Origin of the sequence: Rheinheimera marina, assembly GCF_042654345.1 — a bacterium.
Lineage (GTDB): Bacteria > Pseudomonadota > Gammaproteobacteria > Enterobacterales > Alteromonadaceae > Pararheinheimera > Pararheinheimera marina.
The window spans coordinates 1-21,983 of sequence record NZ_JBHSGB010000012.1 but is presented as its reverse complement, the minus strand read 5'-3'; the positions used below and the strand labels follow the sequence as shown (position 1 = coordinate 21,983).

General features: G+C 50.7%; 13 protein-coding genes, 1 tRNA gene and 1 pseudogene. 9 read left to right on the top strand and 6 right to left on the bottom strand.

What is annotated here, in order from left to right; genetic code table 11:
• The first annotated feature begins 11 nt into the window (after positions 1–11).
• The 6 genes and pseudogenes from hemN to ACFO3I_RS13400 all read left to right on the top strand — a co-directional run bounded on the left by hemN (position 12) and on the right by ACFO3I_RS13400 (position 7,631).
• Positions 12–1,376 (top strand): oxygen-independent coproporphyrinogen III oxidase, encoded by a 1,365-nt coding sequence (hemN, locus tag ACFO3I_RS13425; protein WP_377334683.1) that lies wholly within the window; start codon positions 12–14, stop codon positions 1,374–1,376.
• Positions 1,377–1,436: 60 nt separating this feature from the next.
• Positions 1,437–2,771, top strand: a complete 1,335-nt coding sequence (gene trhP, locus ACFO3I_RS13420) for a prephenate-dependent tRNA uridine(34) hydroxylase TrhP (RefSeq protein WP_377334681.1) — start codon at positions 1,437–1,439, stop codon at positions 2,769–2,771.
• Positions 2,756–2,953: a YfhL family 4Fe-4S dicluster ferredoxin gene (locus tag ACFO3I_RS13415; protein WP_377334679.1), complete on the top strand. Its 198-nt coding sequence runs from the start codon at positions 2,756–2,758 to the stop codon at positions 2,951–2,953. The genes trhP and ACFO3I_RS13415 overlap by 16 nt, the downstream gene beginning before the upstream one ends.
• A gap of 73 nt (positions 2,954–3,026) precedes the next feature.
• Complete coding sequence (locus ACFO3I_RS13410; RefSeq protein WP_377334677.1) at positions 3,027–3,467, top strand: nucleoside deaminase; 441 nt, start codon at positions 3,027–3,029, stop codon at positions 3,465–3,467.
• An 83-nt stretch (positions 3,468–3,550) separates the two neighbouring features.
• Positions 3,551–4,981, top strand: a pseudogene (locus tag ACFO3I_RS13405) (diguanylate cyclase domain-containing protein).
• 232 nt (positions 4,982–5,213) lie between these two features.
• On the top strand, positions 5,214–7,631 hold the full coding sequence (locus ACFO3I_RS13400; protein ID WP_377334675.1) for a TonB-dependent receptor: 2,418 nt from the start codon (positions 5,214–5,216) through the stop codon (positions 7,629–7,631).
• An 83-nt stretch (positions 7,632–7,714) separates the two neighbouring features.
• Here ACFO3I_RS13400 and ACFO3I_RS13395 read toward each other — a convergent pair whose 3' ends face one another.
• The 5 genes from ACFO3I_RS13395 to ACFO3I_RS13375 all read right to left on the bottom strand — a co-directional run bounded on the left by ACFO3I_RS13395 (position 7,715) and on the right by ACFO3I_RS13375 (position 14,784).
• Positions 7,715–8,266: a hypothetical protein gene (locus tag ACFO3I_RS13395; protein WP_377334673.1), complete on the bottom strand. Its 552-nt coding sequence runs from the start codon at positions 8,264–8,266 to the stop codon at positions 7,715–7,717.
• Positions 8,267–8,340: 74 nt separating this feature from the next.
• On the bottom strand, positions 8,341–10,770 hold the full coding sequence (locus ACFO3I_RS13390; RefSeq protein WP_377334671.1) for a TonB-dependent receptor: 2,430 nt from the start codon (positions 10,768–10,770) through the stop codon (positions 8,341–8,343).
• Positions 10,751–12,004 carry a sterol desaturase family protein gene (locus ACFO3I_RS13385; protein ID WP_377334669.1) on the bottom strand — a complete coding sequence of 418 codons (1,254 nt, stop codon included), beginning with the start codon at positions 12,002–12,004 and terminating at the stop codon, positions 10,751–10,753. Before ACFO3I_RS13385 ends, ACFO3I_RS13390 begins: the two co-directional genes overlap by 20 nt.
• Before the next feature lie 219 nt (positions 12,005–12,223).
• On the bottom strand, positions 12,224–13,591 hold the full coding sequence (locus tag ACFO3I_RS13380; protein ID WP_377334667.1) for a sensor histidine kinase: 1,368 nt from the start codon (positions 13,589–13,591) through the stop codon (positions 12,224–12,226).
• An 86-nt stretch (positions 13,592–13,677) separates the two neighbouring features.
• A complete protein-coding gene (locus tag ACFO3I_RS13375; RefSeq protein ID WP_377334665.1) occupies positions 13,678–14,784 on the bottom strand; it encodes a DUF3369 domain-containing protein in 1,107 nt (368 codons plus the stop codon).
• 244 nt (positions 14,785–15,028) lie between these two features.
• On the opposite strand from ACFO3I_RS13375, the gene ACFO3I_RS13370 reads away from it, so the two are divergent.
• On the top strand, positions 15,029–16,333 hold the full coding sequence (locus ACFO3I_RS13370; protein ID WP_377334663.1) for a methyl-accepting chemotaxis protein: 1,305 nt from the start codon (positions 15,029–15,031) through the stop codon (positions 16,331–16,333).
• Positions 16,334–16,366: 33 nt separating this feature from the next.
• Here ACFO3I_RS13370 and ACFO3I_RS13365 read toward each other — a convergent pair.
• Positions 16,367–16,440, bottom strand: a tRNA-Ile gene (locus ACFO3I_RS13365).
• Between the two features lie 135 nt (positions 16,441–16,575).
• Between ACFO3I_RS13365 and ACFO3I_RS13360 the strand changes: the two genes are divergently transcribed.
• Positions 16,576–17,892, top strand: coding sequence for a tyrosine-type recombinase/integrase (locus tag ACFO3I_RS13360; RefSeq protein ID WP_377334661.1), 1,317 nt, complete (start codon positions 16,576–16,578; stop codon positions 17,890–17,892).
• Positions 17,893–18,601: 709 nt separating this feature from the next.
• Positions 18,602–20,860 carry a nitric-oxide reductase large subunit gene (locus ACFO3I_RS13355; protein WP_377334659.1) on the top strand — a complete coding sequence of 753 codons (2,259 nt, stop codon included), beginning with the start codon at positions 18,602–18,604 and terminating at the stop codon, positions 20,858–20,860.
• Positions 20,861–21,983 lie beyond the last annotated feature (1,123 nt).

Genomic DNA, 21,983 nt, shown 5'->3' with positions numbered 1-21,983 from the left:
GGAGAATGACTGTGACAGAGCTGCTGTGGTCGCCTGAACTGGTGCAAAAATACAATGTGCACGGGCCTCGCTATACCTCTTATCCAACGGCGCTATCTTTGCAGCCTGGCTTTCCTGTGTCAGCCGTTAAGGCGGCGTTACGGCAGGGGCCGCAAGCGCTGAGTCTGTATCTGCATATCCCGTTTTGTCAGCAACTTTGTTATTACTGTGGTTGCACCAAAGAGGTCACTCGTCATTCGTTTAAAGCAGACCGCTATCTCGATGCTCTGGAGCAGGAAGTGGCGCTCTATCAGCCGCTGCTGGCAGAAAAGCAGATTAATGCGGTGCATTTAGGCGGCGGTACGCCAACCTTTTTAACCCAAGAGCAGCTAAGCCGCTTGGTCGGCTTGCTGCGAAATGCGCTGCCGTTGCAGCAGGACGCTGAATGGTCGGTGGAAATAGACCCGCGCAGTTGCGACAGTGCCAAGCTGGCGCATTTGTTTCAGTTGGGCTTCCGGCGGGTCAGCTTTGGTGTGCAGGATTTTGACCCAGCGGTGCAGCAAGCCATCAACCGACTGCAGTCCTATGCCATGGTGGAAGCACTGGTGCGTCAGGCACAACAGCTGGGCTTTGCATCGGTCAATCTGGATCTGGTCTATGGCTTGCCATTGCAGCGGCCAGACAGCTTTGCCAGCACGGTGCAGCAGGTGATTGCACTGAACCCAGACCGGGTGTCTTTATTCAGCTACGCCCATTTGCCTACCCGCTTTGCGGCACAGCGCAAGATCCCAACCCAGAGCCTGCCTCAGGCGGAAGATAAACTGGCGTTACTGCAGCTGGCGATTGAACGTCTGACTGGCGCTGGTTTTCAGGCTATTGGTATGGATCATTTTGCCAAAGCTTCGGATCCACTGGCACAGGCGCAGCAGCACGGCCGTTTGCAGCGTAACTTTCAGGGCTACACCACGCAGGGGCAGGATGCCTTGCTTGGGCTTGGTATGTCATCCATCAGTCAGGTGGGCGGGGTGATGTGGCAAAACCATAAAGAGCTGCAGCCGTATCAGACCTTGCTGGCTCATGGAGCCTGGCCGGTGGAGCGCGGTTACAGTTCAACAGCGGACGATAAAATCCGCGCTGCATTGATCAGCCAATTGATCTGTCATTTCCAGCTAGACATAGCTGCATTTTCTGCCCAGTGGCAGCTTGCTGATTTCTGGGATTATTTTGCGCAAAGTCGCAGCCAGCTGCAGCCGCTGATTGCCGATGGTCTGGTTCGGGTGACGGCACAGCGCATTGAAGTAACAGCGCTTGGCCGCCTGCTGGTGCGTCTGGTCTGTGCCTGCTTTGACCGCTACCTGCAATTGGCGGTGCAAACCAGCTATTCGAAAGTCGTGTAATCCATTCATTGACAGGCGGCGGGCTTTGCGGTTCGTCGCCGTTTTATTTTTGAGGTCCTTGTGAAAGCTGAATTATTAGCACCGGCCGGCAGCTTAAAAGCAATGCGGCTGGCCTTTGCTTATGGAGCGGATGCGGTGTACGCCGGTCAGCCGCGTTTTAGTTTGCGCGTGCGCAATAACGAGTTTGACTTAGCTCGCCTCGAGCAGGGCATTACCGAAGCACACCAGCTCGGCAAAAAGTTTTACCTGGTGGTGAATATTGCACCGCACAACAGCAAGCTCAGCCGTTTTGTTGAGGAGATGGCGCCCGCTGTGGCGCTTCGGCCTGATGCGCTGATTGTCTCAGACCCTGGTGTGGTGTATTTGCTGCGTCAGCATTTCCCCGAACAACCGCTGCATTTGTCGGTGCAGGCCAATACGGTGAACTGGGCTGCGGTGAAGTTCTGGCAACAGCTTGGCATAGAACGGGTGATTTTATCGCGCGAGCTGGCACTGGATGAAATTGCTGAAATCCGCCGCCAGGTGCCAGCCATGGAGCTGGAAGTCTTTGTGCATGGTGCGCTCTGTATGGCCTATTCCGGTCGCTGCTTGCTGTCAGGTTATTTTAATAAACGCGACCCGAACCAGGGAGCCTGCACCAATGCCTGCCGCTGGAGTTATCAGCTGCATCAGGCCACCGAAGACGAAGTTGGCCAGTTTGTGCCTGTCTCTGAGCAGGTATCTGGATCTGTCTCTGCGCCTGTGTTGCTGGAGGAACAAGGCCGGCCAGGGGAGCTGATGAGTATGGAAGAAGATGAGCACGGCAGTTACATCCTGAACTCGAAAGATTTACGGGCGGTTGAGTTTGTGCCGGAGTTGCTGGCGATGGGCGTGCATTCGCTGAAAATTGAAGGCCGGACCAAATCGCCTTATTACGTGGCCAGAACCACCCAGGTGTACCGTCGTGCCATTGACGACGCTGCGGCTGGCAAGGGGTTTGACCCGGCATTGCTGCAGGAGCTGGATGGCATGGCCAACCGAGGTTTTACTGCGGGTTTCCTGCAGCGCCATCAGCCGCAGCAACTGCAAAATTACCAGACCAGTCACAGCGAGGGCCAGCAGGTATTGGTTGGCGAATTCACCGGCGCTGTGGACCGCATGGGCCGCGCAGAGCTTGAAGTGAAAAACCGTTTTGCGGTGACAGACCAGCTGCTGCTGATGCACCCGGCTGGTAACCAATGGCTGGCACAACCAGAGCTGCGGGATGCGCAGGGGCAACCTGTGCTGCTGGCGCCTGGCTCTGGTTACACAGTGTATCTTGCGTTGCCGGACGGCCTGGCACCCCGCCATGCCATGCTCATCCGTCAGGCCAGCAGTGAGCCGCGCTGCGGGGAGGCCAGATGTCGCTGTGGATAGAGAGCAGCTGTATTAACTGTGATATGTGTGCCCCTGAATGCCCGAATCAGGCGATTGCTTATGACGGCAAGCAGTACCAGATAGACGACAGCCTCTGCACTGAATGTGCAGGCTTTTACGACAGGCCTGCCTGTGTTGAAGTGTGCCCGCTGGACTGCATTGAGGCTTTGCCATCTGTCTGAAAATACTGACTATCTTTTGCAATCTTCCCTGTCTATAGTTTGGGCAGGCAGGTGCAACAGCAAGGAGTCAGGGATGCAGGATCCCTTTATGCAGGCGGCAATAGCCCAGGCCAGAAAGAGCCTGGCTGAAGGTGGCATCCCGATAGGTTCAGTGCTGGTGATCGACGGCCAGATTGTCGGTCAGGGTCATAATCAGCGGGTACAGAAGGGCAGTTGTGTGCTGCACGCCGAAATGGATTGTCTGGAGAATGCTGGCCGGCTAAAAGCCAGCGACTACCGCAAAGCCACACTGTATTCCACCTTATCGCCTTGTGACATGTGCAGCGGCACTGTGCTGCTTTATGGCATAGGCAAAGTGGTGGTCGGTGAAAACCAGACCTTTCAGGGGCCGGAAAGCTATGTGCAAAGCCGTGGTGTGCAGTTAGAGGTATTGCAGGATCCGGAGTGTGTCCAGCTGATGCAAGACTTTATCCAGCAACAACCGGAGCTCTGGAATGAGGATATAGGTGAATAATCCAGGCTGGTTTTATTTGTGGTTACTGGCGGCCATCGGCATTTGTCTGGCCTTGCTGGTGCTATGGTACATCAGCCGGATCAATGGCCGGTTGCAGAGGGGTATTGCGCCAGGAGCGGCGTTCCAGTTTATTGCAGCAGCATCGAAGCCGGGTTTTAAGCCTGCTGGTGGAGCAGGTTCCACTGCAGCAGCTGCTGGATGCGCTGGTGGAAGGCGCAGAGCAGCTGGACCCGACCGCCACCTGCACTGTGTTGCTACTGGATGATCAGGGCAAACTGCATGTGGCGTCGGCGCATGGCATGCCTGGGCCTTATAATCAGGCGATCGAAGGGTTGCAGGCCGCTTACGGTGTTGGTTCCTGTGGTACGGCGGCAGCCACAGGGCAGCGGGTGATCGTCAATGATGTAAGCACCGATCCGCTGTGGGCGCCTTATCAGGCTCTGGTTGAATTGGCGGGCATTGGTGCCTGCTGGTCTGAACCTATCAAAGACAAGTCCGGCAAGGTGCTGGGCACTTTTGCGATTTACCATAAAACCATCTCAGCCCCCTCGGCCCAGGATATTCAGCTGATTGAAGAAAGTGCAGCCTTGGCTGAAATTGCCATTGAACACAGTAAATCATTGCAGTTGCTTAAACTCAGTGAAGAGCGGCACCGCTTGCTGGCTGATAATGCGACGGATCTGATTTGGACTATGGATAAAGAAGGCGGCTTGACCTATATCAGCCCGTCAGCCAGTAAGCTAACCGGCTTTAGCCGCAATGAACTCAAAGCTGCCAGCCTGAAGCAACTGCTCTGCGCCGCTTCGTACCGTAAAGTGTTGTTTCAGCTGCGTCATGCCATGACAGTGATGAATGCACAGCTTCCTTATCCGGAGTTTGCTGCTGAGCTGGAATTGAACTGCAAAGGTGTAAAAACGGTCTGGCTGGAAGTGAAAACCAGCGGTATCTATGACGAGACAGGACGCTTTGTCGGTATTCTTGGGGTTGGCCGTGACTTAACTGAACGCCACAAAATTGAGCAACAAATGCGGTATATGGCGCAGCACGACAGCCTGACTGGCTTACCAAACCGGGCTTTGTTTGCCGACCGCTTTGCGACCGCATTGCATTATGCCCATCGTCACCAGAAAAGTCTGGCGTTGTTGCTGCTGGACCTGAACCGTTTTAAACCTGTCAATGACAGCTATGGCCATGCGGTTGGTGATTTGTTGTTGCAGCAAGTGGCGCAGCGTTTACTGCAGTCGGTGCGTAGCTCTGATACGGTGGCGCGGATTGGCGGCGATGAATTTATTATTCTGCTGCATCAGGTGGACGCCGAGGCTGAAGTGTAGGCCGTGGCGCAGAAAATCCAGCAGCAACTGCAGCAGGATTTTGTACTTAATGAGATCCGGGTGCAGATCAGCTGCTCTGTCGGTGTAGCGCATTATCCGCAGGATGGCCGGACCGACCTGGAGCTGATGAAACTGGCGGATCAGCGCATGTACGATCACAAATACCAAAGCTGCACACTCTAAGCTGAAGTACTTCAGTCATCATCCCCATAAATTAATCGGCCATTTATGCTAGAGAATTCCGAGAATAACTCAGAGGATTGTGATAATCGCTTCGCTCAATTATGAGAACCCACAATGCCAGCGATAAAATGTGATGGTATAACACTTTATTTTGAGATAGTATCACAAAATAAAACGTGACAATGTCACATGTCATTGAAGCCAACAGGCATTTTTCGGGGTCAAAGGCGTTATGAGAAAACCACATCAGCTGGCGTTGGCTGTTGCAGCTATATGCTGCAATGCCGCAGTAGCCCAGCAAGTCACGGGTAAAATTGTCGATGAACAAGGGCTGCCGGTGTCCAATGCACTGGTCAGTCTGGCTGGCAGTAACACTGAATTCAAAACTGCGGCGGATGGCAGTTTTAATCTGCAGCTGAAAAAGGCTGGCACCGTTGAGTTGCATGCAGAAGCAGATAAATCGGTACATAAAAACTGGCGCTTGCAAGTGCCTGCCGAAGGCCTGAATGGTCTGGTACTGACTTTACCCACCACGGCGCTGGAAGTGATTGATGTGAAAGCCAGCCCGTTTCATGCCTCGGCTGTCGAATCGGCGATGCCGGTCACTGTGTTGTCTGGTGAAAAACTGAAGATGAATCAGGCGGCCACTTTGGGGGACACCCTGAAAAACGAAGTCGGGGTGCACAGCACCTTTTATGGCTCTGTGGCCAGTAGCCCTATTATCCGAGGCCTGGATGGCCCTCGGGTGTTGATTACGCAAAATGGCCTTGATGCCGGTGATGCCTCCCGCGTCGGACCTGACCACAGTGTGTCGGCCGAAGCCAGCACTGCCGAACAGATTGAAGTGCTGCGTGGCCCAGCCACTATGTTTTATGGCAGTGGTGCTATAGGCGGGGTGGTCAATGTGGTAGACCAACGTATTCCAACCACGGATCAAACCAAAGCCAGTTATCTGCTGCAACGCGAATCAGTGAATAACGAAAAGCTGGTGTCTGCAGCTGGCCAGACCGCGGTCGGTCAGATGGCGCTGTATGCCGATGTCTTCCATCGTGAAAACGACAGCTACAAAATTCCTGGTACGGCAGAAACCGAACCTGAAGCAGGTGAAGAACAAACTGGCCGGGTAGAAAACACCCAAGGTGAAGCCACAGGTTACACGCTAGGCAGCAGTTATTTGCTGGACAATGGTTATGTTGGACTGTCGTTTGGCCGGTTAGACCGCGAGTATGGTATTCCGGGCCATCACCATCATCACGAAGAGGATGCTGCTGAACAAAACGAAGCGGCTGAGTCTGTTTATGCCGATATGTCACAAAACCGCGTTCAACTGCTGAGTGAATTGCACTTTGACCACAGCTGGATCAGCGGCCTGAACAGCCGTCTGGGTTACACCGATTACCAGCATGCTGAAATTGAAGGCGGTGAAGTCGGTACCACCTTTACCAACCAGAGCGAAGAAGCCCGTTTTGAATTGCTGCACCGCGAATGGCAGGACTGGAAAGGTGGCCTGAGCCTGCATTACAAACACAGTGATTTCGCTGCTCTGGGTGAAGAAGCTTTTACGCCGCCGTCAGACAGCAAAATGCTGGCGCTGGGCTGGATGGAAGAAAAACACTTTGGCCCTGTATTGCTGCAGCTGGGCGCGCGGGTCGAACAGGTGAAAATTTCTGCGACTGATGTGTTGCTGCCTGAGCTTGAAGTGCATAGCCATGATGAAGATGCCCATGACGAGCACGAGCACGAGCACGAGCACGACAGTGCAGAGCTGGTGCCTTTTGCCACCGAACATAAGTTCACACCGAACAGCCTGTCGGCAGGCCTGGTGTGGGATTTCACTGAAGGCTACAACCTGGGCTTCTCGTTGTCCCGTTCTGAGCGGGCGCCTTCTGCTGCGGAGTTGCTGTCCTTCGGTGCGCATGCCGGTACCAGCAGTTATGAGATTGGTGCGCTTTTTGTGCGAAACCCGGACCAGGACGCCGAAGACGCTTTTGTGCTGAACACAGACCCGATCAACATGGAAACTGCACATAACCTGGACCTGACGCTGCGTAAAATCAGCGGTGACTTTGGTTTTGTACTGAACGCTTTTTACAACCAGGTGGATAACTACTACTACCAGGCCAATACCGGGCTTTTTGTCGAAAACGCCGAGGAACACGCCGACGAAGGAACTGATGCTGGGCATGAACACAGCGATGAGCTGCCGGTGTACCTGTTCCAGCCGGCTGATGCCCGCTTGCATGGTTTTGAAGCGCAGTTGGTCTGGAAACTGGCTGAGGACTGGACCTGGACCAATCAGGCTGACTATATCCGCGCCCGGCTGAAAGATGGTGGTGATTTACCGCGCACGCCACCACTGCGGTTCAGCACCGAGCTGGCGTATCAGGGTCAGTGGTTTTCCTCTGACATGCGGCTGACCCATTATGGCAAGCAAGACAAACTGGAAGCGCTGGAAACTGAAACTGCGGGCTACACAGTGCTGGACGCCAACCTGAACTACTACTTTGACTGGGCCGATCAGGCAATGGCGCTCTACCTGAAGGGCAGTAACCTGACTGACAGGGAGGCCAGAGTTCACAGCTCCTTCCTGAAAGACCTGGCCCCATTACCTGGCCGTTCTATCGGTATTGGTATTCGTGGCGAGTTTTAACCTTTGTGGCTGCAGCACCTTGTTCCTGGCGGTGCTGCAGTTTTTTTTCATGACATTGATACCTAGTTAAGAAAAAGCGGCCTTCAGGCCGCTTTTTGTTGTTGGATAAAGCAGCCGATCAGCACAAAGTGCAGTGCCAGTGCCAGATGGAACAACCCCATCGCAAGGTCAGGTTCAGGCAGTAGTGCACAAAGCGGCACCAGGCCCAGCGCAATCAGGGCAGCGATCAGCTGCGACTTAGGGGCGCAACATTGGATCAGCCGTAGCAGTGTCAGCACCAAAGCCAGATCCGTTAGCAGGGCAGGGGCACCTAACACAGGGCTGGTACCCAGTGCTGCAAACGCCACAGTCAAAGGGCGGGGGCCATTGCTCCAAAGCCATAACAGAGTGCAGAGATACAGCGGCATCGCCACTGTTTTAGACCAGTACGAGGCCCAGTCATGCCAGCCAATAATAGCGGTGTCACCCAGATAGCGGCTGGCGCCCATACTGGCGGTGACCGCAATAAAACCCAAGACCAAACCAAGCGTCAGTACCGCCGGTTTCGATAAAGCCGGATGGCGCTTTAAGCTGTAGATGGCAAAAAATAACGCGGTTATTAAACAGAGTTCGCCAGCAAAGGCCAGAATCATCATAGGTTTGCTCCAGAGAAACTGAAAGAAAAACCCCGGTGCAGCCAGGCTGGACACCGGGGTTTGCCTGAGCTGGCTTAGAACGTCATACCAAACTCAACGCCATACATACGTGGCAGGCCCGGAGTGGCGATAGGCGAACCTACCGCCATGGCCTGACCGCCGGTCTGGATAATGTATTCTTTATCCAGCGCGTTATGGACGTAGAAGGATAATGAGAAAGGATGGTTGTCGCTCTGCCAGCTTAAACGTCCGTCCAGCAGGCCATAACCTTTGATTGAGTTCAGCGCATCATCGTTCAGACCCGTTACCGATCCCTGCTCAAATGGCAACACCGCCAGTTTGGGTCCGTCCACGCCCTGGGTTCTATCGCCCGTGTAGGCGTAACTCAGGTGCAGGTTAAACTGACCGCTTAAACCAGCAAAATAATAATCCAGCCAGACACTGGCCTGATTTTCCGGCATGCCCGAAATGGCCTGGCCCACTTTGCTGCCACTGCTTTCCCAGTCAAAGTACTGCCACTTGGTGTATTCAGTTTCGACATGACCATAGTTGGCGGTCAGCCGCAGATCCGGCGTGGCCTGCCAAATCACTTCGGCTTCGTAGCCATTGCCTTCCGCGTCCACGTTGCGCAGGTTGTAAGTCGGTACGCCGCCTGGCGGGCCCACCAGTTCCAGCTGTTGCAGATTGGTGTAGTCGTATTGGTACAGTGACAGGTTCAGTCGAAGGCGGTTGTCCAGCCAGCTGGATTTCATACCAATTTCAGTGTTCTGCACTGTTTCTTCTTTCACCGGCGGTGCTTCACCCAGGGTGTTAAAACCACCAGCTTTAAAACCTTCCGCGTAGGAGATGTAGGTCATCAGCTGTGGCGTCCACTGGTAATCCAGCACCGCACGAGGAGTAAACTTGGACCAGTCCGCTTCTTGCTGTGCGCTTTGTGGAATAAACGCCACGGCCAAGGGCACCTGACCGACCCCACCAAAAGGCACGGTAAAGAAGTTTTGCGGTTCGCTGTGCAGGTAAAAGTCTTTCACGTCATAGGTCAAACGGCCGCCTAACGTCAGGTCCAGCTTGTCGGTCAGCGCATAGGTGCCGTCAAAATACAACGCAACACTTTCGGTGACGCCGTTGTTGTCAAACTGCTCCATATGCTGGCCCAACACTTTGGTCAGGTTGGCGTTGATCAGCGTATTGGCCACAGACGCCTGAGCCTGAGCGAAGGTCAGGCCTTGCATCATCAGCCGGCCAATTTCGGTGGCCACGGCCTGCTGGGCTTTGGCAGTGCCCATCGTCATATAAGCACCGGCCACGCCAGTGCCCATCGGCAGCACAATACGTGGGTCCAGCCCCATCTGTACCACCGCCAGACTGTCGAAGGTCAGGGTATTAAAAGTGGCCTGAGTGGTCTGGTCTATGTCTTCTTTGTACCAGTTGGTGCCAAAGGTCCATTTGAAGTTGTCTGTGTTCTGGCTTAAACGGAACTCCTGACTGAACTGGCTCTGATCTTCAATCAGGTTACTGACAAAGTATGCACTGGCGTAGGCTGAACCGTCGTCTTCCATCGCATTGCCGCGTTCAAACTGGCGGTAGGCGCTGATGGAGGTGAAGCTCATGTTGTCACCCAAATCATAATTCAGCTCGGCAGACAGGCCACCTGCTTCGCGGGTTTCATGGCCTTCAAAATCGTACTCAATAGGGCCGAATGGGTCACCACTGCCAAAGGTGGTGTTTAAGGTGACCGCAGGGCGGGCCTGCTGGTCGATATCCGAATAGTCTGCGCGTAGAATCAGTTCAGCCCGCTCCCAGGCCCATTCCAGTGAACCTCGTACTGCCCAGTCGTTCTGGTTGCCGTATTTTTCGTCGCTGTCTTTCACATCCAGGTAGCCGTCGCGTTTATTGCGGTTCAGGCTGATGCGGCCATTCAGGTTGTCACCCAGCGCAGTCGTGCCGGAAAACTCCATTTTGTGTTTGCCGTGGCTGCCGAGGGTGGCCTTAAACTGGCCTTCCGGGTCGGCGCTGGCGGCTTTGGTAATAATATGAATAGCACCTGCGGCTGAGTTACGGCCAAATAAAGTGCCTTGCGGGCCTTTCAGTACTTCCACCCGTTCCACATCGTTGAAGTTCAGGTTGGACGTGCCGCGACGGCCGACATAGACACCGTCAATATAGACCGCCACTGCCGCATCTAAACCGATGCCAAAATCGTTGGTGGAAATGCCACGGATATTAAAACTGGTTTGGGTGGCGGTGGCATTGTTGGTTTCAAGGCCTGGTGTGATCAGGCCCAAATCGTTGATATTTTTCAGGCCCATTTTATCAATGGTGTCGGCGCTGAACGCGGTGATGGCAATCGGCACTTCCTGCATATTCTCAGCACGTTTTTGCGCTGTTACTTCAATCACTTCAATGCCTTCATCACTCTGTTGCGCCTGCACCAGGCCACTGGCCAAAGCCAGGCTGACGGCCAGGCATACTGGCGTCCGTGCTCTACTGCTGTTGTGACTCATAGTCTCCCCTGTCGTGGTGTTGTTTTATTGTTTTAATTTTTTTGCCATGCGCCATCACTAGCAGCAGGCTGGCAAGCAGCAGCCACAGCAGCAGGTAAGGGGCAGAATCAGGTCCTAGATACAGGTAATACAAGGCAGTCAGCAGCAGGTTCTTGCCTGTTTCCAGCCACAGCAGATAACGCCGTTGCTGCTGGTAATAGCCCTGACAAAATAAGGTGAATACCAGCAGAGCGGCGCCTTGCAGTATGCCGCTGTGGCTCATGGTGGCGGAGGCCAGAATAAACTGCAGGACCAGGGCTATCAGTGTCAGGTGCTGCAAGGCGACATAAAGTTTTTGCCGGGCTGACAAAGGGCTGTCAAACTTCACCTGCTGGTAGGGATCGAAACGTTTGTTCGGGTAGGCTTTACGCACATCGGCAGGGCGCCAGCCGGTTTTTTTAAACCAGACTTTCAGTTTGTCGGCCCATTTTTCAGCACGCCAGCTGTCTTTGGCCAAGGCCCAATACACATCCAGATTGGCCCAGACCGGGTTCCAGCTGGCCAGTGGTTTGGTGACGCCAAAAATCACCGGTTCCTGCTCCAGTTCGGGCTGAAAGGTGCCAAAGAGCCGGTCCCAGACAATAAAGACCCCACCATGGTTTTTGTTCATATAAATAGGGTTTTGCGCGTGATGCACGCGGTGATTGCTGGGCGTAACAAAAATAGCCTCGTACCAGGCCGGCATCTGTTTGATATGACGGGTATGCACCCAGAACTGATAAATCAGGTTCAGCGAACCCACAGTCACCAGCACATAAGGTTCAATGCCAATCAGTGCCAGCGGCAGATAAAATAAAAAGCCCAAAAAGGTGCCGCTGCTTTGCCGCAGCGCTGTACTCAGGTTGTATTCTTCGCTTTGGTGATGCACCACATGACCGGCCCAGAACACATTGATTTCATGGCTGATGCGGTGAAACCAGTAGTAGCAGAAGTCGTAAGCAATAAAGGCAAAAGGCCAAATCCACCAGCTGTCATGGCCCAGGTTCCACAGCGCTATCTGGTCAAACACCAGCAGGTAGGCACTGAATTGCACCGTTTTCTGCGCAATACCAGTCACCTGGCTCATCATGCCGAGGTTCAGTGAGTTAATGGCGTCGTTAAATCTGTAGGTGTGTCGCTGATAGCGCCAGTCGAGATAAATCTCCAGCAGGATCAGCAGTAAAAAAGCAGGTATTGCGTAAATGACGAAATTCATAGGCGTTATTATTATCAGAATTTAGCCAACTGTTCAGACCAGACTAGCAGAGCTGCTGCTATTGTCTACAGCTTTTTATCGTAACAGTCTGTTGCAATCTTTTGGCCCTGCCTAAATAGGGTGGTTATGTATCTGATTGATAACAATCAGAAAAATCGTGAATCTTCTAGGGTGCTACAGTTTTGTTACTGCTGCGGTGCAAGCGATAGCTGCTGTTGATCAGGTCTGAGCTGTCGCTGCAGGCGTCGCGGCTAACGGCAGCTGAATTTCAAACAGACAACCTTGCTGAGGTGCACTTTGTACACGGATTTTGCCTCCCAGTTGCTGTACGGTCAGGTTGTAGGCGATGGAAAGTCCAAGCCCACTGCCGCCAGCTCCTCGTTTGGTAGTGAAAAACGGGTCGAAGATTTTCTTTTGGATCTCGGCAGTCATGCCCTGCCCATTGTCCTGCACCTGGATCAGCACAAAACCAGCCTGTGGCAGTACGTTAATGGTCAGCAGCGCATTGTTGGGTTGGTGTTCAAAGGCATGATGCAGGGCATTCATCACCAGATTGGTAATAATTTGGCTGAGCGAACCCGGGTAGGAATCCAGCATGATGCGGTCTGGGCAGTTCAGCGTCAATTGACAGACCTTTTTACTGACGGGCTGCAGGTTCTGAAGAGTCCGGTTCAATACATCGGCCAAATCGAACTCTTGTTTAATATCAGAGCTTTGGTCAACTGCAGTCTTTTTGAAGCTTTTCACCAGAGTCGCTGCCCGCTCCAGATTACTTTGTAACAAGCTGGCAATACGTTGCTGCTCTTGCAGCGACTGCACAAAATTGTTTTCGTCTAACAGGCCGTCGGTAAACAGCTTTTGCAGTTGTTGCAGTGACTCAGTCAGCAAGCTGGTCGCGGTAATCGCAACGCCCAAAGGAGTATTTACTTCATGGGCGACGCCTGCCACCAGGCCGCCCAAAGCCGCCATTTTTTCCGATTCCACCAGCTGACGGTGGGCGGTCTCCAGCTCGGCATTGCGCTGGGCCACCCGTTGCTCCAGCTCGGCGTTCAGCTGTTGCAGCTGCGAGCGGAACGACATCATCTCCGCGGCGTTAATAGCCCGGCCAATCAGATCGCCCATGCTGCCCGCAAATACCACATCTTCAGACCGCCATTGCCGCGCTTCACCGCGGTGTTCACAGCAGATAATACCGATCAGCTCGCCATGATGGCGCACGGGTACATCCAGCATGGAATTAATGCCAAGCGGAGTCAGGTAACACTCGCTGAATTCGGCGGTGGCTTCATGGGTATGAGCGTCGTCGGCTGCGATGACACGGTCATGCAATAAAGCGCTGAAATAACGTGGAAAGCTTTGTTCTGTCAGCACTATAGGTTCGTCTAAAAAGCCGCTGGTCCTGTCCAGTAACTGCCGGCATTGGATCTGACTGCGGCTGGCATCAAACAACCAGATGCCGGCACGGTCAACCTGTAAACCCTGACAAAGATTGTCCAGCACCAGTTGCATCGCGGGTTCGGCTTCACCGGCGTCAATCCAGGGACTTTGAGACACCAGCCGCATAATGCCCTGATAGTGTTTAGGCATGGCTGACATCCGGTAATGAATGCAGGATCTGATAGAACTCGGCTTCATGTTGCATAAACAATGTGACCAGCGCCGGGTCGAAGTGTTTACCAGCCTGCTCCGTTAAATGCTGTTGGATCTTGTCGGCTGGCCAGGCCGCTCAGCCGCGCCAGTTTTTCTGTATAAAGTGCAACCCGGCGTACATGCATGCCGGTTTCTTTACTGCGCTGCTCCACCGCTTCGCCCAGCATATAAGCCATTTCATGCTGGGATTCGATAATGTCTTCTTTGGCCAGTAACATCTGGTAGGTCAGTGCCACATTGGAACAGTACATGCTGAGTAAAGACTGCTCGACTTCGGTCAAGGGCCGGGCCAGCTGCAGGTACAGCACATTCTCGTAACCGGCATCGGAAATATGGTAGGCGACATAACCGGCTGCTGTTTGCACTGAGGCCTTCAGCTGCAATGACTTTTGAATGGAATCCCGCACGTCCTGTGGCAGAATTTCCAGTTTGCTGGATGGGTCCAACCGAACCCAGTCAGCGGTCGCTGCCAGACAGTGGTTAATCTGAAAATCACCCCGGCCGGTAGCCTGAGTGACGCAATAAAAGCCGGTGGCGTTAAGATCGATCACTTCTACCACCTGCTGCAGCACGCAAGTGGCGAACTCGTGCAAGGAAGAAGAGGCCAGCACCCGGCTGGTATTTTGAATCACCCGCATCAGCCCGCGGCGGTGGCTTTCGATAGTCAGTAAGTCACGGTAGCCACGCAGGGCAGCGATGACCACGGTACGTAGCTTGGCTGCCGTCAGTTCCGTTTTGTCTTTGTAGTCATTAATTTCGTATTTCTCAATGACCTCAAACTCCGGTGCCTGGCCTGGTTGGCCAGTACGCAGAATAATCCGCATCGTCAGGATGGCCATCTGTTCGCGAATATGTTTGACCAATTGCAGACCGGCATCGTCGGTTTCCATTACCACGTCAACCAAGGCCACGGCAAAATCGCGATCGTTTTCCAGTATGGCGATGGCTTCGGCGGCGCTGTACGCCCGAACCAGCTCCAACGGCCGTTGTTCAAACCTAAAACTGCTAAGGACCAGCTCGGTCACCTGGTGAATAAACTCGTCGTCATCAACCACAAGCACTCGCCATGGCGCTTTTACTGCTACTGTTGTTGGGCTGGCTGAAGATGCAGGGCGGAACAGGTTATTCATAGCGTAGTCCTCGAAGACTGTCTTCCGTAGCGATTCACAGTTTGTCGTCCTTGCGGTTGCCGAAAAAACATACCAAGAGCTCTTGAAAAACAATTAAAAAATGATAATATCTGTAATAATGAAAAAAACATGGCGTCGTTATTTGTCAGGTCTGTGCTAGGAACCCCCGTTGGGCTCAAGGCGATGTTGCTGATAGGCAGACAAAATCAGTGTAGCTGTCATAACTCAAGCGGGGGACAGATTAATGTTTTTTACCAAAGCAAAAACGGCGGGTGTTACGGCTGAACTGGCAGAGATGAAAGTCCGCCTGGACAGTTTTGAGCAGGAACTGATGGCGGTTAAACGCAACACCGCTTTTATCAGTTTTACCCCAACAGGCCAAATTCTGGACGCAAACCCTATCTTCCTCGAGGTGATGGGGTACCGGCTCGATGAAATTATCAGTAAGCATCATCGGCTGTTTTGTCAGGACAGCTACGCACAAAGCGCAGACTATAAAAAACTCTGGGAGAGTTTGGGCCGGGGGCAGGCCTGCAGAGGCAGTTTTGAGCGCAAACGCAAAGACGGCTCAGTGGTGTATCTGGAAGCCAGCTACTTTCCTGTGCTGGCTGAAAACGGCTCAGTGGTGAAGGTGATTAAAATCGCCACCGATGTGACAGAATCCAGGTTACAGCTCAATGCCCGGGAGGCGCTGCTGCGTTCATTGGACCGTTCACTGGCTGTGATTGAATTTAAGCCGGACGGCACAATCGTTACGGCGAACCAGAATTTCCTTAATGTAATGGGCTACAAACTGTCCGATTTGGTTGGGCAGCACCACAAGATGTTTTGTGAAGCCTATTTTTACCAGCAAAACCCGGATTTCTGGAAACGTCTGGCCACAGGGCAATTCTATTCTGGTCGCTTTAAGCGACTGGATGCCAGCGGCAGAACCATTTGGCTGGAAGCGACCTATAACCCTATTGTTGATGAAAGCGGCAAAGTGGTGAAGGTGATCAAATTTGCTTCGGACATTTCGTCGCGGGTAAATACCGCTTTGCTGGCAGTCGAAATGGCAGCCGCTACTTCGGAAGAAACAGCCCAGATCACCCACAATGCGGTGGACGTGCTGCATGAGGCCGTTGCGACGTCGCACCGTATCGCTGCTCAGGTGAAAGTGGCTTCAGGGCTCGGTGTGCAGCTGACTGAGCAGTCAAAAAGCATTAATGAGATTGTGACGACCATTAGCGGTATTGCAGAGCAGACCAACTTACTGGCACTGAATGCAGCCATTGAAGCTGCGCGGGCAGGTGAGTCAGGCCGTGGCTTTGCGGTGGTAGCCGATGAAGTGCGTAAACTGGCAGCGCGTACTGCAGAGGCGACTGCTGAAATAGCCAAAGTAGTACAGCGCAATTCCGGTCTGATTAAATCGATTGATCATGAACTTGGCGCCATCAGCGGTATAGCCCTGCAAGGCGAAGACAGTATCAACCAGGTGGCTTCGGGCTTAAATGACGTGGGTAATGGCGTCAGCCGCTTTGTCGAGCTGGTGGAGAAACTGAAACCTTAAGCGGCGAATACGAGGAATACAGGAGAGTGAGTATGGTGGCCCCACCTGGACTTGAACCAGGGACCTGCCGATTATGAGTGCAGCCAGGGCCACTTACCAGCAGTTACTTTATAGACTACTGATTTACTTTATAAACGATTAAATTCAATAGGTTATAGCCAGTTTGGTTATCTCTGATGCATAAGGGCGTTGTGATTCAACGCGTTATGAATTGAGTGCAAAGTAGCACAGAGGTAGCACCAATGACTCCACAAACCAAAATCCGTTTTACTGAAACTGATGTTAACGCCATTCCGTTTTCTGCTAAGCGTGTCCGTTGGCACGACAATCAAATGCCTGGGCTGGTCTTGGATGTCACCAGCAAAGCTAAAGTATTCAGGGTGTATAAAAAACTGTCTGGCCGACGTGTACCTGTGTCAGTGACTTTAGGCTCTTTTCCGGCTTTATCTGTTGAGGCAGCCCGTAAGCTTGCCCGTAAAGCGATGGCAGATATGGCTGATGGCGTGAACCCCAATGACAGTAAGCGGCAGTTCCGCGCTGCTGCTGTCACCTTGCAGGATGTGTTTCAGGCGTATTTAGAGCAACGAGATTTAAAACCTGCAACATTGCGAGGCTATCACGCCAATATGAAGCTCTATATTGCCGATTGGCATAACAAGCGTTTGTCTGATTTGAGCGAAGATATGATCGCCAAGCGCCATCTGGAACTAACCAAACGCAGTAAGGCACAGGCTGACTATTGCATGCGAATGCTGCGGGCTTTGTTTAATTTTGCCAAAGCTGAATACAAAGACTCCAACGGTTATTCGTTATTTCCCAATAATCCGGTGCAGGTGCTGTCGGCAAAGCGCAGCTGGAACAATGTAGCTCGTAAGCAAACCAGATTAAGGCCCTCGCAGTTAAAACCGTTTTTACAAGCCATCACCGAAATTCGGCAGCAAGCCAGTACCTATCGTCAGGATTCAACAGTGGCCATGTGTGACTATATCGAATTTATGACTTATACAGGCCTGCGAAAAAGCGAAACCATGACTTTGGCTTGGCCTGATGTTTATATGGCAGATGGCTTTTTTATGGTGAAGGACACCAAAAATGGCGACGATGTAGAGCTGCCAATCACTGTGCCCTTGCTTGCCATCTTAAAACGGCGCAAAGACTATAAAATCAATCACTATGTGTTTGGCGTTGATAGCCCAAAAGGCCATATCGTTGAGCCCAAAAAGACGCTGGAAAGAATTCGCCAGCAAGCTGACGTTAGTATAGGCCTGCACGACCTGCGCCGCACTTACTGCTCCATCGCTGAAAACACTGGAGTAGGGCACTACACGCTAAAGCGCCTGTTAAATCATAAAACAGGCCGTAACGACGTAACAGGTGGCTACACCATACTGACCGCAGAAGAACTGCATGAACCTGCTGAACGCATCGCACAGCGGATTATGCAGTATGCAGGTTTGGTCGAGCAGAAGAAGGATACTGATATCGCTGGTTTTAAAAACTTGGTTTCTGGTTTTACCAAGGAGCAGAAGTTGGCGCTGTTGGCTGAGTTGATGGGGTAATTCTTGGCAAGAGGGGGATATTCGCTGTCCCTCTTTTCACAAACAATGAGCCACACCAAAATTGTCAACCTCACTTCGACTGCAAAGAGCGAATAGCAGACATTAACATTTGTATATTGTGCCGGCACGCTTTCTCTGGTTTTACCAGATGGATGGTCGGCGTTAACTTATTGATAAAAAGTAATTAATTATAGTGAGCCACCGCTAACTGCGACCAAAAGCGTGCTGGCACATTATTACTTTTATTTGTGCTGTTATTTTTTGGTTGATCCAAGATAAGTATCTAAACTAGAGTGTTTTTCCTTCTTCAGCAACAAATAAATGTGCCTGCTGATTTGCTCAAAGCTTGCTTGTTTTATGGTAAAAGCAAATAACGCTGTTTATTCGTCCAGATGTACAACCAATGTCCGCAATTGGCACAGAGCTACTTTCCAAGTCGCTTGGTTCGCCGTTGCAACGAGTGGTCAGAACCAGGGAGTTCTTTAAATGCCGTTTATTGTGATTGTCTGACTCGAGCTTGAATAGAAGCGATGTATACGAACCTAGCCAGCACTTATGCTTAACAGGTTACAACAAAAACATTTGCGGTTAAAAACTGGTCTAACTCTTGTATTGCTACTAGAGTATTAGATAGCTATCTAATGCATTATTACAATAATAGGAATTTAAATGGCTTGTTGGCGCTTTATTAGTAGTTTTTGGAGGGATTATGGCTGGATATCGTAAACTCTGGTCGGTATTAATCACCGTTTTAGCAATTACCTTTGGTGTGCTGGGTTATTTTGGTGCAGAAGTTTACCGCTCTGCTCCACCTATTCCGGCGAAAGTAGTTAACCAAGACGGTAAGGTATTAATGACCAATGAAAGTATTTTAGATGGTCAAACTGCCTGGCAATCTGTCGGGGGTATGCAGCTAGGCTCTATTTGGGGTCATGGTGCTTACCAAGCACCAGATTGGACTGCAGATTGGTTACATCGTGAATTACTGGCTTGGTTAGAGCTTGCCGCTCAAGATCAATATAACAAAGCTTATGACAGTTTAACGCCAGCTGAGCAAAATGGCTTACAGTTTGCGTTAAAAGAAGCTTATCGTACTAACACTTATGATAAAGCCACTGACACCCTAGTGCTGTCAAGTCGCCGTATACAGGCCATTGCAACAACTGCTGATCACTATATTAAATTATTTGGTAATGATCCGTCGTTAAGCGAAACCCGTGCTAACTATGCAATGAAAAACAACACCCTGCCTTCACTAGAGCGCAGAGAGCAAATGGTACAGTTTTTCTTCTGGACGGCTTGGGCTGCTTCAACTGAGCGTACTCCAGATGCAGCCACTTATACCAACAACTGGCCCCATGAGCCGTTAATTGATAATAAGCCTACAGCTGAAAATTTAATTTGGTCTTTAATTAGTATTATTTTATTAATTGCTGGTGTTGGAGCCTTAGTTTGGGCTTGGGCATTCTTACGCAAACACGATGACGAAGAGCCGGTGTCACCAAAGTTCGATCCTATAGCTAACCTTAAACTTACCCCCTCACAAAAATCGTTGGGCAAGTATATTGTAGTGGTAGTTGCACTATTTACCCTGCAAGTGTTCTTAGGTGGCTTTACTGCTCACTATACCATTGAAGGTGATGGTTTCTATGGTTTAAATACAACCGAATGGCTACCCTACAGCCTAGCCCGTACATGGCACTTACAAGCGGCTATGTTCTGGATTGCGACGGGCTTTTTAGCCGCAGGTTTATTTTTAGCACCTATTATTAATGGCGGTAAAGATCCTAAGTTCCAAAAGCTTGGCGTAGATATTTTATTCTGGGCCTTAGTGGTTTTAGTGGCAGGTTCATTCGCCGGTAACTACTTTGCCATTATGCAAATTATTCCGCATGAATATAGCTTCTGGTTTGGCCATCAAGGTTATGAATACATTGATATTGGTCGCTTTTGGCAAATCATTAAATACATCGGCATTTTATTCTGGTTAGTGCTTATGCTACGCGCCATAGTGCCCGCCTTTAAAGCCCCAGGTGATAAAAACTTACTAGCTTTATTTGGTGCTTCGGTTATCTGTGTTGGTTTGTTCTATGGCGCCGGTTTATTCTACGGCGAACGGACTAACTTATCGGTAATGGAATACTGGCGCTGGTGGGTAGTTCATTTATGGGTAGAAGGCTTCTTTGAAGTGTTTGCTACTGTATCTTTAGCCTTTATTTTCCATAGTATGGGCTTAGTGTCACGCACTATGGCAACTAGTGCTAGCTTAGCCTCGGCATCCTTATTTATGCTAGGCGGTGTTCCTGGTACTTTCCACCACTTATATTTCTCGGGTACCACTACCCCGGTTATGGCCGTTGGGGCAACTTTTAGTGCCTTAGAAGTAGTGCCTTTAGTGGTATTAGGTTATGAAGCCTTTGAACAGTGGCGGATGAAAAACCGTGCGCCTTGGATGGCAGATTTAAAATGGCCATTAATGTTCTTTGTTGCCGTGTCATTTTGGAATTTGTTAGGCGCTGGCGTGTTTGGCTTTATGATTAACCCACCTATAGCGCTGTATTATATTCAAGGCTTAAACACCACGCCAACTCATGCCCATGCCGCATTATTTGGTGTTTATGGCTTCTTAGCCTTAGGCTTCTGTTTATTAATATTGCGCTACATTCGGCCACAGTTGCAGTTTGACGAAAAGCTAATGAAGACTGCATTCTGGTGGTTAAACGTGGGCTTAGTATTAATGCTATTCACTAGTTTATTACCAATAGGCTTTATCCAGTTTTATGCTAGTGCCACAGAAGGCTTATGGTATGCACGAAGTGAAGCCTTTATGCAAAGTGATTTACTGCATACACTACGTTGGATCCGCACTATAGGTGACGTGGTCTTTATCATAGGTGCCTTAGCGGTAAGCTGGCAAATTGTTAAAGGGGTGTTTGACACTAAAGCAGCTAAGCAAATTAGCAGCTAAGTTAAACAAACTAATAAAAAGCACTACAGCTTTGCTGTGGTGCTTTTTTCGCTTTAGTTCGAACTGAATTTTGTTGTTCTATGCTTAATCGTTATTCAGCGCTTAACCGATAATCTACCTATTAATGGTTACATCGCTCCCCCCAAGATGGTCACTGCAACTTTAGACATAAGAAAAATGTATCTAGCTACCCCCCCTCTTTATTTGAAAATAATATGGTGTTTCTCTGAAAACTTCATCTTCAGTTGGTTTTTCACTCTTCAACCAACATTAATGCATGAGTTTTACTTTTCGGAGTTAAAAGGGTTAAGAGCTTGGATTGGGGCGGACCAACAAGAAAGTATTTTTCAAGTCTGACTTGGCTACCTCCAACGAGCACTTTGCTTGTAGCCAGATAATACTTGACCACTACATTATGGCCACAAGTAAGGGTAAACGCACCAGAGAATTAGTCAACCTCTCCATTATTCGGTACCCCCCATAACTCCGTAAGACTGATTATTATTCAGCTCAGATATTCTTTGTTGAAATGTCTGCTTCTGGCACAAAACGGTCACAAGGCTCTAATCGGTGGGTCTATCTTCCCTGCGAACTTCATGATCTCTAAGAGAAATAATGCGTGTAAAATTCACTACTGAGGCAATTTCAGCATCAGTTAGGGTCTGGTCAATGTGTTTGGACAACACTAGTGCTTTTGGGCTATCTCCTTTTTCACAAATCAGTCGTTGAATGTAGCTGCTTGACTATTTGTCGATATGGCAAACATCGCAAAACCCCGATTCTGGGGCATCAATAATAAGTTATCTTTCTTTTCAGTGATAAAGAGTTACAGCGTCGTGTTTCTGTAATCGTTCTGTAACTACAAGCCATGCTATGTAAGGCTTTGTGGGCAAAATTTTGCTTCCTAAGCATCGAATGAGGATTTCCAAAAGTACGATAAAAATTCCCAAAAGTACGTGGCTATCCACTCCGAAAAGTACGATGGTTTTTACAGCTTTCCCACTGGCTATATACAGCTAGCTTTGTAGTGGCACACTGAATTTGGCCACCTGATTAGAGGTGTTATGATCCACCTCGTAAGCAATTAGGTGACATGATGAACAAAAAGACAAGACCCACATTC